The sequence below is a fragment of the Azospirillum agricola genome, from assembly GCF_020005195.1.
GTDB lineage: Bacteria > Pseudomonadota > Alphaproteobacteria > Azospirillales > Azospirillaceae > Azospirillum > Azospirillum agricola.
In genome coordinates this window covers 497,782-513,313 of sequence record NZ_JAIFZR010000002.1, presented here as the reverse complement: position 1 = coordinate 513,313, position 15,532 = coordinate 497,782, and the positions used below count along the sequence as shown (strand labels likewise).

The window sequence follows — 15,532 nt, the reverse complement described above, 5'->3', positions numbered from 1 at the left end:
CACCGTCGGTCCGTTTTCCGTTCCGTTCAGGAGATCCCCGGCATGACCTTCCCCACCGCCCGACCCACCCTCCGGGTTCGGCTGTCGACCGCGGCTTTCGCCTCCGTGATGGCGCTCGGTGTCGGGCTGGCCGCACCGGCCCTCGCCCAGCTGGCGCCCCAAACGGCGATGCCCCAAACGGCCATGCCCCAGGCGGCGACTCCCCAGGCCGCTCCTCAGCCGTCGGTCCGCTACGACATCGGCTACGACATCTTCTATCCCGTCCGCGCGCAGAACGGGATGGTTGCGTCGGAGCACCGTCTGGCGACCGAGATCGGCGTCGCCATCCTCCAGCGCGGCGGCAACGCGGTGGACGCCGCCGTGGCGGTCGGCTTCGCGCTGGCGGTGGTGCTGCCCAACGCCGGCAACGTCGGCGGCGGCGGCTTCATGATCGTGCACGACGCCAAGTCGGGCAAGGACGTCGCCATCGACTTCCGCGAGATGGCGCCGGCCAAGGCCTCGCGCGACATGTACCTCGACGGGCAGGGCAAGGTCGTGCCCGACCGCTCGCTCTACACCCATCTGGCGGTCGGCATTCCCGGCACGGTGGCCGGTCTCGCCCACGCCCAGGCGAAATACGGCACGCTGGCGCTGGCCGATGTCATCGCCCCGGCGATCAAGCTGGCGCGCGAGGGCTACGCCGTCACCCCGCAGCTCGCCGGGCTGCTGGAGGTCGAGCGCGACCATCTGGCGAAGTGGGGCGCCACCCGCGCCGTCTTCTTCAAGGACGAGCGGCCGCTGCGCGCCGGCGAGACGCTGGTCCAGGCCGATCTCGCCGCCTCGCTGGAGCTGATCGCCAAGGACGGGCCGAAGGCCTTCTACGAGGGCCCCATCGCGGAGAGGATCGCGGCGGAGATGTCCAGGCACGGCGGCCTCGTCACCGCCGAGGATCTGAAGGCCTACAAGGTGGTGGAACGCGAGCCGGTCGCCGGCACCTACCGGGGCTACACCGTGAAGTCGATGCCGCCGCCCAGCTCCGGCGGCACGCACATCGTCCAGATCCTCAACATGCTGGAGCGCTACCCGCTGAAGGATCTCGGCGCCGGCAGCGCCCAGGGCATCCACCTGATGGCGGAGGCGATGAAGCTGGCCTACGCCGACCGCTCCGAATATCTCGGCGACCCCGACTTCACCAAGGTGCCGGTGAGGGGGCTGACCTCGCGCGCCTACGCCGACGAGCTGGCGAAGCGGATCGATCCCGACAAGGCGACCCCGGCCAGCACCATCAAGCCCGGCAAGCCGGCGCCCTACGAAAGCGACCAGACCACCCATTTCTCGGTCGCCGATTCCCAGGGCAACGTGGTCAGCACCACCTACACGCTGAACCTGAACTTCGGCAGCGGCATCGTCGCCGAGGGGACCGGCATCCTGCTGAACAACGAGATGGACGATTTCTCGGCCAAGCCGGGCGTGCCCAACGCCTTCGGACTGATCGGCGGCGACGCCAACGCCATCCAGCCCTACAAGCGCCCGCTCAGTTCGATGTCGCCGACCATCGTGCTGAAGGACGGCAAGCCCTGGCTGATCACCGGCAGTCCGGGCGGCAGCCGCATCATCACCACCACGCTGGAAACCGTCATCGACCACATCGATTTCGACATGAACCCTGCCGAGGCCGCCGCCGTGCCGCGCGTCCACCACCAATGGACGCCGGACGAGCTGCGGGTCGAGAAGGGGCTCAGCCCGGACACCATCCGCCTCCTGGAGCAGAAGGGGCACAAGGTCGCGGTCAAGCCGACGATGGGCCGCACCCAGACCATCCAGCTCCGCGGCGACGGGCTGTACGGCTATTCCGACCCGCGCAATCCCGACGGTGCGGCCGCCGGCTACTGAGCCGGTCGCCCTCGCCGGGCGGGCGGCCCGAACTTGCGTGGAGACGGGGATCCCGACGGGTCCCCGGCCTCCCTTTCGTTGCCTGCGGACGGCGGGAATTTCCCGTATACAATGCACAGACGGCGTGCTTTTGTAACCGGCGGTCTGTCCCGCCGGTCAAAAACCACCGAGTCTCCAACGACTTTCCGGGATAAGGCCACGGAACAGTTGGCGAGGGCCGGCCGGTCGGCTAGCCTTCCAAAGAGCAAACCGGAGCATCAGCCGTGGACAAGGCCTTGGTCGAAAAGAACCGCGAATGGACCTACCAGCGTGAAGGGAAGGCGCCCGCCGCCATCCGAGTCGCCGACTTCGAGCGCGAGGGAAAGCGCATCGTCGCCTTCCTGGAGCAGACCGACATCGCCAAGACGGTCGGCGCGCCCCAGGCGGCCGTGAATGATTGGCCGCGCATCGCCGAGGTCTACGCCGCCGAGCAGGGCGTTCCGCTGAACGACATCTACTGGTACGAGATGAATCCGCGCCGTTTCGCCAACGGCCGTCCCAACGTGTCCGAATATCTGCCCGGCCGTCGCGAATGGCGGTTCGAGACCAGCCTGCCGCTCGCCCGCGCCATCGTCGAGCAGCTCGGCTTCGACCCCGATAACCTGCCGCTCGACATCTGAGCGGTTCCCTCTCCCGCGCGCGCCGGTCCGGGTGTATGCTGGGTTCGAACGTGACCGCCGGCATGCGGTCGGGAGACGGATCATGACGGCGGTGCGGCGGGTGTTGGCCTTGGGTGCCCTGGGGGCGGTGGCCGTTCTGGCGGCGGTGGCGGCAGCCCCCGGTGACGCCGCCGCGCGCGGCGGCTCGTCGGTGTCGGTCGGCGTTGGGATCGGCGTCGCCCCGGTCTTTCCGGGATACGGCTACGGCTACGGCTATGGCCCCCGCCATTACCCCGCCCCGCGCTACTACGCGCCGCCGCCGGTGGTGATGTACGCCCCGCCCCCGCCCGTGGTCGTCTACCAGCGCCCGCCCGCTGTGGTCTACGCGCCGCCGGTGCCCGCTGACCCGGCCGGGCCGGTCTACCGTTCGGCCGAGGGCCTGCAATGCCGGGAATACCAGAGCACGGTGATGATCGACGGGCGGCCGCAGGCCAGCTTCGGCACCGCCTGCCTGATGGCCGACGGGACCTGGCGCATCGTCAACTGACGGTCCCTCCCGCCGGTCACACCTCGTCGAGGGACGGCTCGACCTGCTTGTCGGCGAAGGTTTCGCAGATCTCGCAGACCTGGTCCCAGCTCGACAGGAAGGCGTCCAGATAGACCGGGTCGAAATGCTGCCCGCCCGCCTTCTGCATATGGGAGCGCGCCTTCGCCAGCGACCAGGCGGGCTTGTAGGGGCGCGTGCTGGTCAGCGCGTCGAAGACGTCGGCGATGGCGACGATGCGGCCGCTCACCGGAATGTCGTCGCCCGCTTGGCCGTTGGGGTAGCCGTTGCCGTCGTACCTCTCGTGATGGGTCAGCGCGATCTCCGCCGCCAGCCGCATCAGCGGGATGTCGCTGCCGGCCAGGATGCCGTGCCCGATGGTGGTGTGCTGGCGCATCACCGTCATCTCCTCGGGTGTCAGCCGGCCGGGCTTCAGCAGGATCATGTCGGGAATGCCGATCTTGCCGACGTCGTGCATCGGGGCGGCGGCCATCAGCTGGGCGGCGAAGTCGCCATCGTAGCCGGCGGTCTCGGCGATGATCCGGGAATAGCGGGACATGCGTTCAAGATGGGCGCCGGTTTCCGGGTCGCGGTATTCGGCGGCGCAGGACAGGCGGTGGACCAGCTCCTCGCCCTGGCGTTGCAGGGCGGCGGTCACCCGCTCCACCTCGGCCGACAGCAGGGCCGCGCGGTCGCGCAGCAGGATCCGGCTCTGCCGCAAGGCCAGCAGGTTGCGCATCCGGGCCTGGACCTCCGGCACGAGGATCGGCTTGGTCAGGAAGTCGTTGCAGCCCTCCTCCAGCGCCTGAAGCCGGATCCCGGTGGCGATGTCGGCGGTGATCATCACGACCGGGACCGTGTCGAGCCGCGAGTCGGCGCGGATGCGCCGCAGCAGGGTCAGGCCGTCCATGCCGGGCATCATCTGGTCGAGCAGGATCAGGTCCGGGCTGTTGTCGCGCAGCCAGGCGACGGCGTCGAACGGGTTGTCCATCGTCACCGGCTCGGCGTCGTCGAGCCGCCGCACCAGGGTGGCCAGGATCAGCAGGTTGGTGCGATCGTCATCCACGATCAGGACGTTCATGGCGCCGCCCCCTTGCGCCGCTCCCCGATCAGGCGGGCGGCTTCCGCCAGCAGGGCGGCGAGATTGACGGGCTTCTCGAAGGCGGCGTCGGCCCCCAGCAGGCAGGCCATGGTCGGCAGCTCCATCCGCAGCCGGACGCTGCCGCCCGACACCGCGATCAGCGGCGGGCGGGCGGGAAGGGTGTTCAGCCCCAGGATCACCTCGTAGCCGTCGGCTTCCGGCATGATGATGTCGGTCACGATCAGGTCGATCTCGGAGTCGCGCAGGATCGCCAGCGCATCGTTGCCGTTCTCCGCCTCGCGCACGGTGAAGCCGGCGCGGGTGAAGGCGACGCCGACCATGCCCCGGAAGTCGGGGTCGTCGTCGACCAGCAGAACGCGGCCGGTCTTGGCCGCGGGGCGGAGCTCGTAGAGGGTCATTTCCATGGCGCGCGTCCTTGCGGTCCTTCGCGTGTGTCCGCTTTTTTGCTCAGGCCGGCGGCGTTGCCCCATGGCGCCCCCCATCCCGCCGCTGCCGCACGGAGGTTGGGGGCCGCCCTTGTTCCATGGGCATAAGAATAACGATTGGCTGGGCTTGCCGCGGCGGTGGCGTGGGATAGCGCCGTCGGGAAATGGGATACCGGGGATACTATCCCGGCCCGGCCAACGATCCGCCCGAAAGGCGTTCATCACCGAAACTTAACATTTTGACGCGAATATCCTGCTTCGATGCTATGATTTCCCGCAAGGTCCCAAGACCGGGTGCCGGCCGGGCGGAGGCGGTGGATGAGAATTCTGGTGGCCGACGACCACCCGCTGTTTCGCGATGCCCTGGAGCTGTCCATCCGTCAGGCCTGGGCGGATGCCGACGTGCTGTCCGTCGGGTCGCTGGACGGTCTGACGGCCGGGTGGTTCGATCTCATCGTCCTCGACTGGCGGATGCCCGGCGTCGAGGGCACGGACCCGCTGACCCTGCTGCGGCGGGCCGGCGTCGAGGGGCCGGTGGCGGTCGTCACCGGCGCCGAGGATCCCGAGACGGCGCTGGAGGTGCTGCGCTGCGGCGCCGACGGATTCCTGCCCAAGACCACGCCGCGGCGCGTGCTGGCCCAGGCCCTGCGCCTGGTTGCCGAGGGCGGCAGCTTCATCCCCCGCAGCGTCGCGATGGATCTGCTGCACATCAGCGAGCTGTCGGCCGATCTCGACGACGGCGACGACGCGGCGGACGGCGCGGCGGACGGCGACGGCGCTCTCTCCGCGCCGCTGACGGAGCGTGAACAGCAGGTCCTGTGCATGCTGGCGACCGGCGCCACCAACAAGGAGATCGGGCGGCGGCTGAGCCTTCAGGAGGTGACGGTGAAGCTGCACACGCGGCGGATCCTGCGCAAGCTGGGCGCCCGCAACCGCACCGACGCCGTCCGCCGCGCCCAGGAGGCCGGGCTGCTGAGCCATGGCCTGAGCCCCGCGTCGCCCTGAGGGAACCTGTGCATACGGGTCGGCCCTGAGGCGGGGCTGGCCGGTGCGCGCGTTACTATTCCCCGGTCAGGCCGCCGGCCGGCGCTTTTCCACGGCCACAATCGACGAGTGATCATGACCGCCACGCCACCGACCGACCGTTCCCAGGCTCATCCGGCGCGTGGATGGGGGTGGGCGATCGCGGTGCCGCCGCTTCTGGCCGCCGCCGCCGGTGCCGCCGCCCTGTGGCTGATGCCGCCGTTCGAGGGAGACGGCACGGTGGTGGTCCTGCTTGCCGCCGCCGCCGGCCTGACCGCCGGTGCCCTTCTGGTCGCCGTCCGGGCGCGGGCGGAGCTGGGGTGGCTCGGCCACGAGCACCGGCGCGCGCTGGCCGCGGCGGCGTGGCGGGAGGACGCCTCCCGCGACGATTCGCTCGATCCGGACGGGTTGGGCGGGGACGCCCTCGGCGATGCCGGCCTGGAGGAGGAGCCAGAACGGCCGGGCGGGGCGGCCGGGCATGCCGCCGACCGGCAGGTCCTGCTCGACGCGATGACGGACGCGGTGGTTCTGCTCGGCCCGGACGGTTGGGTGGTCGCCGCCAACCGGGCGGCGTCGGCGGCGCTGGGGGCCGCCGCCGTGCCGGACAGCCGCTGGGACGACGGCGTCGTCTGGCCCGCCCCGCTGGTTCCCGAACGCCGGGCGCTGCCGGGCGGCGGCGCCCTGATCATCGGCCGCGACCCGCTGCTCGACCGGTTGCGCACCGCGCAGACCGACGGCATGGACGCGATGGCCGGGCTGGCCGCCGCCATCGTCCACGACGTCAACAACGGGCTGGGCGCGGTCGCCGGCTACGCCGATTTCCTGGCGACCGACCTGCCGGCCGACAGTCCGCAGGCCGATTACGCCGCCCGCATCCTGCGCGCCGTCGACCGCAGCAAGACGTTGATGCGCCAGATCCTGGCCGGCGCGCGCGGCGCCCCGCCGGAGTTCCGGCCGGTCACCGCCAGCCAGATCCTGAACGACGCCGCCGCGCGGCTGCGGGCCGCGCTGCCGGCGGGTGCGGCGCTGTCGGTGCGCGATGAACCGGAACTGCCGGCCTTCCCCGGCCATGCGGGCCTGCTGGCGCGGTGCCTGGCCGCCGCCGGCACCGAGATCCGCGGTCTGGTTGAGCCCCGGCTGGGTTTCCGCGCGGCGCTGTGGAGCGGGGACCTCGACGCCTCGGCGGCGCCGCACGGCTGGCGGGTCGAAACCCCGCTGGTTCCCCGGCGCCGTCCGCACGCGATGTTCGAGCTGCGCAGCGGCGGGACGCCCCGTCCGATGGCCGATCTGCTTGCCGCCTTCGACCCGCTGCTCTCCGCCCGCGCGGCGGCGCGGCGGCACGAGGCGGCGGCGCCGTCGACCGCCCTGACCGTCGCCCGCTGGCACGACGGCGGGCTTTCCGTCTGGACCCACCCGACCGAGGGGACCGTGGTCCGCCTCTTCATCCCGCTTCCCGCCGCCGAGACGGTCCGGCCCGACCAGCCGTCCGCTGCCCCGCGCTGCCATGTGCTGGTGGTCGACGACAACCCGGCGATGGGCGACTGGCTGTCGGACAGCCTGGAGCGGCTGGGCTGCGAGGTGGCCGTCTGCGAAAGCGCCGGGGAGGCGCTGGAGATCGTCATGGAGGAGCCGGCCAGCTTCGACGTCGTCGTCGCAGGCCCGTCGGCCGGGGGAATGAGCGGCCCGGCGCTGATCGTCCGGCTTAAGGCCCTGCGCCCCGGCCTGAGCTGCGTGCTGTGCGGCGCCCCGGAGGGGATGGCGGAGGCCGAGCCGGTTCCCGCCGACCTGTTCCTGCCCCGTCCGGTGGACGCCGTGGCGCTGGCGCGCGCCATCGCCACCTTCGGTCCGGTGCTGGAGCGGCCGTGATGATACGCCAACGCCAGCATCGGGGCTTCTCGATCGCCGTCTGGACGGCGACGCTTGGCCTGACCGCCGCGCTGTGGGGAGCGGCGCTGCTGCTCTCCCGCACCGACGAGGCGGACGCGATGGCGCGGGCCGAGCGCGACACCGGCAACCTGACCCGCGTCGTCGCCGAGCAGACCACGCGCGCCGTCGCCGAGGCCGATCAGGTCATGCTGTTCCTGATCGACGACTTCAGCAGGCATGGTGGCGTGCTGGACCCGCATACCGGCGAGATGATGAATCGGGCCGCCGAGCGGTCCGCGATCCTGCTGCAACTCTCCATCATCGACGAGCGGGGCGAGCTGGTGCGGTCGAGCGTGGAGGACCTGCCGCCCCGCCTCTATGTCGGCGACCGCGAGCATTTCCGCGTCCATGCCGAGAACGCCGACGTCGGCCTCTTCATCGGCAAGCCGGTGTTCGGCCGGGCGTCGAAGCGCTGGGCGATCCAGTTGACTCGCCGCCTGGCCCGACACGACGGCAGCTTCGCCGGGGTGATGGTCGCTTCGATGGATCCCTTCTACTTCAGCCGGGTGCTGGAGAGGATGGATGTCGGGATCGGCGGCTCGGTGAAGATCGTCGGCACGGACGGCATCCTGCGGGCGCGGTCGGTCCTGAACGAGCGCATCATGGGGCTCGACGTCGGCGACACGGCGACCCTGCGCCAGGCCCGGACGCAGCCGAACGGCTTCCTGCACGAGACCAGCGTGATCGACGGCGTCCACCGCCTGCAATCCTACCGCACCCTCGAATCCTACCCTCTGATCGTCACCGCCGGTTTCAGCGAGAGCGCCTTCATGGCCGGCACCCGGAACCGCCAGCGCCTCTACTGGCTGGGCTCGGCGGCCTGCACGCTGGGGCTGTTCGGGCTGGCGGCGCTGGCGACGCGGCAGTCCGCCCGGCTGGCCGCCTCCGCCCGCCGGCTGGCGGTGAGCGAGCAGCGCTTCCGCGACCAGGCGGAAACCGCGTCCGACTGGTTCTGGGAGATGGGCGCCGACCTGCGCTTTTCCTGCCTGATCGGGCCGCTGATGCCGCACACGGCGGAGGGGGAGCCGCCCATCGGCCTGCGCCGCGAGGACATCGCGCTGCGCGAGCCGGGGGACGACGTCCGCTGGCGGGAGCACCGCCGGCTGCTGGAGCGGCACGAGCCGTTCCGCGATTTCCAGTACCGGGTGCGGACCTCCATCGGTGTCCGGCACATCAGCGTCAGCGGCCGCCCGCTGTTCGACGAGGACGGCGCCTTCATCGGCTACCGGGGATCGGCCACCGACATCACCGAGCGGGAGCGCGCGGCCGAGCGGCTGCAATCGAGCGAGACACGCTATCGCGCCATGCTGGCCGCGGTGGAGCAGCCGATCATCACTGTCGACGAGAACGGCGTCGTCAACGCCTTCAACCCGGCGGCGGAGCGGCTGTACGGCTATCCCGCCGCCGAGATCGTCGGCGGGCCGGTGCGCCGGCTGATGCCGGAGGCCGAGGGGGAGATCCACGAGGGCCTGATGGAGGCCTACCGCAGAGGCGAGGTGGAGCCGCCGAAGTCCGGCGTGCGCGACATGGTCGGCCGCCGCAAGGACGGCAGCGAGTTCCCGGTCGAGGTCACGCTGGCCGGCTGGCGGGAGGGTGGCCGGCAGTATTTCACCGGCGCCATCCGCGACGTCACCGCGCAGCGCGAGATCGAGGCGAGCCTGCGCCGGGCGCGGGACGCCGCCGACCTCGCCAACCGCATGAAGGGCGAGTTCCTGGCGACCATGAGCCACGAGATCCGCACGCCGATGAACGGCGTGCTGGGGGCGCTGGCGCTGGTCGACGGCCCCAATCTGGACGCGGAGCAGCGGCAGATGCTCGACGTCGCCAGCCGATCGGGGAACGCGCTGCTGCTGATCATCGACGACATCCTCGACCTGTCCAAGCTGGAGGCCGGCAAGGTGGATCTGGAACCTGTCGATTTCGAACTGCGCAACGTGCTGGCCGACACGATCGACCTGCTGCAACCGACCGCCACCGGGCGCGGGCTCACCCTCACCACCGAGGTGGCGCCGCCGGTGCCGCAGCGGCTGCGGGCCGACATGCGGCGCATCCGCCAGGTGCTGGTCAACCTGATCGGCAACGCCCTGAAATTCACCCATCGCGGGGGGGTTACGGTGCGGGTGTCGATGGACGGGGCGCCCAGGCCCGACGGCTCCTTCCCCCTGCGTTTCGAGGTGACGGACAGCGGCATCGGCATCTCCGAGGCGGTCCTGCCCAGCCTGTTCCGCCGCTTCACCCAGGCCGACAGCTCGACGACGCGGCGTTTCGGCGGCACCGGGCTGGGGCTGGCGATCTGCCGGGAACTGGTCGCCCTGATGGACGGCCGCATCGGCGTCGTCAGCACCGAGGGCAAGGGCAGCACCTTCTGGTTCACCGTGGCGTGCCGTCCGGCCCCGTCGGCCGCCGGCGAGGAGGCGGAGGACCGCGCCGCCCCCCCCCACGGTTCCGCCGCCCCGGCGGGCGGCCTGCGGCTGCTGGTCGCCGAGGACAACGAGATCAACCGCGAGATCGTGGTCGCCATGCTGGGCCGCGCCGGGCACAGCGTCACCGCCGTGACGGACGGCCTCCAGGCCGTCCGCGCGGTCGAGGCGCAGAAGTTCGACGCCGTGCTGATGGACGTGCAGATGCCGGTGATGGACGGCATCACCGCGACCCGCCACATCCGCGCCATGCCCGGGGCGGCGCGCGAGATCCCGGTGGTGGCGCTGACCGGCAACGCCATGCCGGGCAACCGCGACGAGTATCTGGCGGCCGGCATGACCGCCTATCTGCCCAAGCCGATCGTGTCCTCCGACCTGTTCAAGACGCTCGCGGCCGTCACGCGCCCTCCCGCGCTGGACGAGCTTCTCGACGTCACTTTGAAGGCCCCGCGCGAGCAGGCCGCGGCGGTTCAGGGCTAAACGGCCCCGGTGGGGCGGACCGGAGGCGGGGGAGGGCTGCTTCCTCCCATCCCCTCGCCCCGTCATCCTCCCCCGTCATCCTCGCGCAACCGGCGACCGGCGCCCCTTTCGTTCGGCATGCGTGGATGTGCCGGGCGCAATCCTGTGTCCCTTTTGCCGTCACATTTTTCCGCGCGACAACCATCCGTGTTGATGGTATTGAAAATCGTTTGCAACAAGCACGCCCGCCACCGCCAGGGGCCGTCCGTGTAAATGGTTGGTAAAACGAACAAAAACATTCTCCTTCGGGGCGGAGACAGCCAGAAATCAAGCGAGCCGGCGGTCGATTTTGAGTGCGACTGAGACTCATTCGCACTATAACGCGGGTCGGGGCCTTGCTCTGGGGTTCATCGGGATTTCGCCTTCTTTGTGTTCTGGGGGAGTTCGACCGCCAATGCCGACACCGCTTCACCGTCCTCGCGCCGCCGCCGCGTTCGCCGGGTTCGCCACGCTGCTGAGCGCCGTGGCCGCCCTGGCGCAGGAGGGTGGCGCCGCCGTCGCCGGTGCCGCGCCCGCCGCAACGCCCGCCGTCCCGGCCCTCGACGCCGCCGCAACCGCCGCCGCTGCCGCCGCTACGGTGGCTCCCGCCGCCGCGGCCGCCCCCATGGTCGTTCCCGCCGCCGAGCAGGCCGCCGCTGCCGCCGCCACGGTGGCGACCCTGCCGCACGACCTGACGGCCTGGGGCATGTTCATGGCCGCCAGCCCGGTGGTGCAGGCGGTGATGATCGGCCTGGCGCTGGCCTCGGTCGCCACCTGGACCATTGCCATCGCCAAGGCCGTCGAGCTGTCCTCGGCCAAGCGCAAGGCCCGCGCCGCGCTCGCCATGCTGGAGGACGCGCGCTCGCTCGGCCAGGCGGCGGAACGGGTCGGCTTCAGCCAGGGCACGGCCGCCACGCTGGTCCGCGCCGTCATCGCCGAAACCCATCTGTCGGCCGACGCGCCGTCGCGCGAGGGGCTGATGGACCGCGCCGCCTCGCGGCTGGAGCGGATCGAGGCCGCCGCCGGCCGCCGCATGGCGCGCGGCACCGGCATGCTCGCCACCATCGGCTCGACCGGCCCCTTCATCGGCCTGTTCGGCACGGTGTGGGGCATCATGACCAGCTTCATCGGCATCTCCAAGGCACAGACCACCAACCTCGCCGTCGTGGCGCCGGGCATCGCCGAGGCGCTGCTGGCCACCGCCATCGGCCTGGTCGCCGCCATTCCCGCCGTCGTCGTCTACAACGCCTGCACCCGCGCCATCGGCGGGCACAAGGCCCAGCTCACCGACGCCTCGGCCGCCGTGCTGCGCCTGCTGAGCCGCGACATCGACCGCCACGCGCTGCCCCGCTCGGTCGGCGCGTCGAGCGCGGCGGAGTGACCGGCGATGGGTGCCCGTCTCGGTTCCGGCGGTGACGACGAACTCACCGAAACACACGAGATCAACGTCACGCCCTTCATCGACGTCGTTCTCGTCCTGCTGATCATCTTCATGGTGGCCGCGCCGCTCGCCACCGTGGACGTCCCGGTCGACCTGCCGGCCTCCACCGCCACGCCGACCCCGCGTCCGGACAAGCCGCTGTTCCTGTCGATCCAGGCCGACAAGAGCCTGTCGCTGGGCGAAACCAAGACCACGCGCGAGGGTCTCGGGGCGGCGCTCGACGCGGCGACCAACGGCGACAAGACGGCGCGGGTCTTCCTGCGCGCCGACAAGACGGTCGATTACGGCGCGCTGACCGAGGTCATGAACGCGCTGCGCGGCGCCGGTTACCTGAAGGTCGGGCTGGTCGGTCTGGAATCGGCGTCGGCGCCATGACCGCGTCGAGCATCGACCCGGCCTTCCTGGTCGAGGAACCGCCACCCTCGGGGGCCTTCCGCTGGAGCGGAAGCTTCCTGCTGGCGCTCGGCGTGCACGCGGCGGCAGGCATCGCCTTCATGGCTTGGCATGTTCCGGTGGAGCCGATCGACGCCGAGCCGCCCGCCGTGATGCTGGAGCTGGCGCCGTTGCCGGTGGCCCCGCCCGAGCCGACCCCGGCGATGGAGGCCCCGCCGCCCGAGCCGGTGGTCGAGCCGCCGCCGCCCGAGCCGCCGCCTCCCGAACCGGAACCGCCGCCGCCCGAGCCGATCGTCGAGCCGCCGCCGCCGCCGGAGCCGCCCCCGGTGGTCGAGCCCGAGGTGGTGCTGCCCAAGCCGCCGCCGGAGCCGCCGAAGCCGAAGCCGGAACCCAAGAAGGAACCGCCCAAGCCGAAGAAGGAACCGCCCAAGCCGCCGCCCCCGCGCGTCGCGCCGCAGGTGGCCCCCGTCGCCCCGGCGGCGCCGGCCCCGGCTCCGGCCCCCGTCGCGGCGGCCCCCGCCCCGTCGATGGCGCCGAGCCGCGCGGTTCCGAGCTGGCAGGGCCGGGTGCTCGGCCATCTGGAGCGGCACAAGCGCTACCCGCGTTCGGCCCAGGCCCGCCGCCAGGAGGGCGTGGCCCAGGTCCGCTTCGTCATCGACCGCGAAGGCAAGGTGCTGTCGGTGCAACTCGACAAGACCTCCGGCACCGCCGTGCTGGACGAGGAGACGGTGGAGATGGTCCGCCGCGCCTCGCCGGTCCCGGCACCGCCCGAGGAGATGACCCAGGATCGGATCGAGCTTGTTGTTCCGGTTCAGTTTTTCCTGAAGTAGCCCGTTCCGGGAAGACAGGCGGACAAAGCCCCTGTGACCATTCGGTCACAGGGGCTTTTTTCATTTGTTCGCGAATAAGAATCATTTTCATTTCGGCGTTGCTTAAGCTTCTAAGCGATTTTAAGAATGATTTGCATTCAGCCGCATGTCGCAGATTCCTTGGGGGGAATTGAACGTGTCATCATCCAACACCGTCCTGCTGTCCATGAGGGTTTCCCGGCAGGTCGCCACCTCGTCCGCTCTCGGGCTGGCGCTGTCCTGCGCCTCCCTGCTGCCGGCCGCCGCCCAGACGGCGGCCCGGACGGCGGCGCCCGCCGCCGCGCCGCAGCAGCAGCTTCCGGCCATTTCGGTCGAGGGCGCCCGGCCGCAGAACGACTACAAGGTCGACCGCGCCTCATCGCCGAAGACGACCGAGCCGCTGCTCGACACGCCGCAGACGATCACCGTCATCCCGCGCGAGGTGATCGAGGATCGCGGCGCCAATTCGCTGCGTGACGTCCTGCGCACGGTTCCGGGCGTCACCATCGCGGCCGGCGAGGGGGGCGGGCCGCAGGGCGACAACCTGAAGATCCGTGGCTTCGCCGCCAACACCGACCTGTTCATCGACGGGATGCGGGACCAGGGCCAGTACAGCCGCGATTCCTTCAACCTGGAGCAGGTCGAGGTGGTCAAGGGTGGGTCGGCGACGTCGGCGGGCCGGGGAGCCACCGGCGGCGCCGTCAACCTCGTCACCAAGGCCCCGCAGAAGGAGGCGATCACCGCCGGCACGGTCGCGCTCGGCACCGACCGCACCAAGCGGATCACCGCCGACCTGAACCAGCCGCTGACCGCGCTGGGACTCGACAACGCCGCCATCCGGCTGAACGTGATGGGCCAGACCTCCGGGATCGCCGGGCGCGATGTGGTGGAGAACAACCGCTGGGGCTTCAACCCCTCGATCACCTTCGGCCTGACCGGGCCGACCAAGTTCACGCTCAGCTACTTTCACCTCCAGGAAGACAACATCCCGGACTACGGCATCCCGGTCGTCAACGCGACCTCGCTGCCGAACGTGAAGCGTGAGAACTACTACGGCTTCAAGGATCTGAACGCCGAGACCGTGCGCACCGACATCGGCACCGCGCGGCTGGAGCACGAGTTCAACGACAGCGTCAGCGTCCGCAACACGCTGCGCGCCGCGCAGACCCGGCGCATCTCCAACGTCTCGGTGCCGCGCGCCGCGAACGTCGCCGCCAACAGCATGACCAAGGTGCCGACGGCGCGCGACGCCATGCTGAAGACGATCGACAACCAGACCGACGTCACGCTGAAATTCACCACCGGCGCGCTCAGCCACACGGTGGTGACCGGCGTCGAGCTGACGGCGGAAAGCTACGACAACCAGCCCTACAGCTTCTCGGCCAACGCCTCGACCACCGACCGGCTGTTCACCCCGAACCCGTTCGCCCGCTACACCGGCACCCGCACCGCCGGTGCCAAGACCGAGACCGACAGCACCACCGCCGCCGTCTACCTGATGGACACCATCAAGATCGGCGAGCAATGGGAGGTGGCCGGCGGCGTGCGCTACGATCGCTTCCACGCCGAGACGAAGATCGCTCCGACCGCCACCTCGGCGGCGGCGGCCCTCGACCGCACCGACAATCTGGTGAGCTGGCGCGGCGCGGTGATCTACAAGCCGGTGCCCAACGCCAGCGTCTACGCCAGCGCCTCCAGCTCCTACAACCCGTCGGCCGAGGGGCTGTCGCTGACGGTGGCGAACGCCGGCACCCCGCCGGAGAAGAACGTCACCTACGAGGTCGGCACCAAGTGGGACCTGCTGGGCGACACGCTGTCGCTGACCGGCGCCCTATTCCGCACCGAGAAGACCAACGCCCGCGAGACGCTGCCGGGCGGCACCGTGCAGGTGCTGAACGGCGTTCGCCGCGTGGACGGGATCGAGCTGGGCGTCGCCGGCCATCTGACCAGCAAGTGGCAGGTCTTCGGCGGCTACACCTACCAGACCAGCGAGATCGTCGAGACCTTCACCGCCGCCAACAAGGGCAACGAGCTGGCCAGCACGCCCAAGCACACCTTCAGCCTGTGGAGCACCTACGAGCTGCCGTGGAACCTGAAGGTCGGCGGCGGTGTGCAGTATGTCGCCGACCGCTACTGGTCGGACGCCAACCTCGGCAAGATCCCGAACTACGCGGTGTTCGACGCGATGGCGGCCTACACCATCCGTCCGGGTGTCGATCTCCAGCTCAACATCTACAATCTGGCCGACAAGTTCTACATCGAGCGTGTCCACGCCGGCGGCGGCCACGCGGTGCCGGGCGCCGGCCGCACGGCGCTGCTGACCACCAGCGTGAAGTTCTGACGGGCGGACGTCCAGGATCCATCCGGACAAGGCACCGGGGCCTTCCCCGGTGCCTCCCTTC

12 protein-coding genes are annotated in these 15,532 nt (G+C 70.8%); 10 read left to right on the top strand and 2 right to left on the bottom strand.

Annotation, left to right across the window (positions count from 1 at the left end; genetic code table 11):
• The first annotated feature begins 42 nt into the window (after window positions 1-42).
• The 3 genes from ggt to JN22_RS05145 all read left to right on the top strand — a co-directional run bounded on the left by ggt (window position 43) and on the right by JN22_RS05145 (window position 3,057).
• A complete protein-coding gene (gene ggt / locus JN22_RS05155; protein ID WP_223677579.1) occupies window positions 43-1,872 on the top strand; it encodes a gamma-glutamyltransferase in 1,830 nt (609 codons plus the stop codon).
• Window positions 1,873-2,135: 263 nt separating this feature from the next.
• Window positions 2,136-2,531: a hypothetical protein gene (locus tag JN22_RS05150; protein WP_085552889.1), complete on the top strand. Its 396-nt coding sequence runs from the start codon at window positions 2,136-2,138 to the stop codon at window positions 2,529-2,531.
• Window positions 2,532-2,613: 82 nt separating this feature from the next.
• Window positions 2,614-3,057, top strand: coding sequence for a hypothetical protein (locus JN22_RS05145; RefSeq protein WP_085552888.1), 444 nt, complete (start codon window positions 2,614-2,616; stop codon window positions 3,055-3,057).
• Window positions 3,058-3,073: 16 nt separating this feature from the next.
• Here JN22_RS05145 and JN22_RS05140 read toward each other — a convergent pair whose 3' ends face one another.
• Both JN22_RS05140 and JN22_RS05135 read right to left on the bottom strand, forming a co-directional pair.
• Window positions 3,074-4,135 carry an HD domain-containing phosphohydrolase gene (locus JN22_RS05140; RefSeq protein ID WP_085552887.1) on the bottom strand — a complete coding sequence of 354 codons (1,062 nt, stop codon included), beginning with the start codon at window positions 4,133-4,135 and terminating at the stop codon, window positions 3,074-3,076.
• On the bottom strand, window positions 4,132-4,560 hold the full coding sequence (locus tag JN22_RS05135; protein WP_085552886.1) for a response regulator: 429 nt from the start codon (window positions 4,558-4,560) through the stop codon (window positions 4,132-4,134). Before JN22_RS05135 ends, JN22_RS05140 begins: the two co-directional genes overlap by 4 nt.
• Window positions 4,561-4,899: 339 nt before the next feature.
• Here JN22_RS05135 and JN22_RS05130 point away from each other — a divergent pair, with 339 nt between their 5' ends.
• From JN22_RS05130 to JN22_RS05100, 7 genes are all read left to right on the top strand, one after another.
• A complete protein-coding gene (locus JN22_RS05130) occupies window positions 4,900-5,586 on the top strand; it encodes a response regulator transcription factor (protein WP_085552885.1) in 687 nt (228 codons plus the stop codon).
• Between the two features lie 114 nt (window positions 5,587-5,700).
• The gene (locus JN22_RS05125; protein ID WP_085552884.1) at window positions 5,701-7,470 is read left to right on the top strand and encodes a response regulator; all 1,770 of its coding nucleotides are present in this window, start codon (window positions 5,701-5,703) and stop codon (window positions 7,468-7,470) included.
• Window positions 7,470-10,430, top strand: a complete 2,961-nt coding sequence (locus tag JN22_RS05120) for a PAS domain S-box protein (RefSeq protein WP_085552883.1) — start codon at window positions 7,470-7,472, stop codon at window positions 10,428-10,430. Before JN22_RS05125 ends, JN22_RS05120 begins: the two co-directional genes overlap by 1 nt.
• 433 nt (window positions 10,431-10,863) lie before the next feature.
• The gene (gene exbB / locus JN22_RS05115; protein WP_085552882.1) at window positions 10,864-11,829 is read left to right on the top strand and encodes a tonB-system energizer ExbB; all 966 of its coding nucleotides are present in this window, start codon (window positions 10,864-10,866) and stop codon (window positions 11,827-11,829) included.
• A gap of 6 nt (window positions 11,830-11,835) precedes the next feature.
• Window positions 11,836-12,264: a TonB system transport protein ExbD gene (exbD, locus tag JN22_RS05110; RefSeq protein WP_085552881.1), complete on the top strand. Its 429-nt coding sequence runs from the start codon at window positions 11,836-11,838 to the stop codon at window positions 12,262-12,264.
• Window positions 12,261-13,112 (top strand): energy transducer TonB, encoded by an 852-nt coding sequence (locus JN22_RS05105; protein WP_085552880.1) that lies wholly within the window; start codon window positions 12,261-12,263, stop codon window positions 13,110-13,112. Before exbD ends, JN22_RS05105 begins: the two co-directional genes overlap by 4 nt.
• A 175-nt stretch (window positions 13,113-13,287) precedes the next feature.
• Window positions 13,288-15,471: a TonB-dependent receptor gene (locus JN22_RS05100; protein ID WP_143268150.1), complete on the top strand. Its 2,184-nt coding sequence runs from the start codon at window positions 13,288-13,290 to the stop codon at window positions 15,469-15,471.
• The last annotated feature ends 61 nt before the right edge of the window (window positions 15,472-15,532 follow it).

Excerpts from the sequence above, each read along its gene's own strand:
- ggt (WP_223677579.1), top strand. The coding sequence starts at position 43 with ATGACCTTCCCCACCGCCCGACCCACCCTCCGGGTTCGGCTGTCGACC.
- JN22_RS05145 (WP_085552888.1), top strand. The coding sequence starts at position 2,614 with ATGACGGCGGTGCGGCGGGTGTTGGCCTTGGGTGCCCTGGGGGCGGTG.
- JN22_RS05140 (WP_085552887.1), bottom strand. The coding sequence starts at position 4,135 with ATGAACGTCCTGATCGTGGATGACGATCGCACCAACCTGCTGATCCTG.
- JN22_RS05135 (WP_085552886.1), bottom strand. The coding sequence starts at position 4,560 with ATGGAAATGACCCTCTACGAGCTCCGCCCCGCGGCCAAGACCGGCCGC.
- JN22_RS05130 (WP_085552885.1), top strand. The coding sequence starts at position 4,900 with ATGAGAATTCTGGTGGCCGACGACCACCCGCTGTTTCGCGATGCCCTG.
- JN22_RS05125 (WP_085552884.1), top strand. The coding sequence starts at position 5,701 with ATGACCGCCACGCCACCGACCGACCGTTCCCAGGCTCATCCGGCGCGT.
- JN22_RS05120 (WP_085552883.1), top strand. The coding sequence starts at position 7,470 with ATGATACGCCAACGCCAGCATCGGGGCTTCTCGATCGCCGTCTGGACG.
- exbB (WP_085552882.1), top strand. The coding sequence starts at position 10,864 with ATGCCGACACCGCTTCACCGTCCTCGCGCCGCCGCCGCGTTCGCCGGG.
- exbD (WP_085552881.1), top strand. The coding sequence starts at position 11,836 with ATGGGTGCCCGTCTCGGTTCCGGCGGTGACGACGAACTCACCGAAACA.
- JN22_RS05105 (WP_085552880.1), top strand. The coding sequence starts at position 12,261 with ATGACCGCGTCGAGCATCGACCCGGCCTTCCTGGTCGAGGAACCGCCA.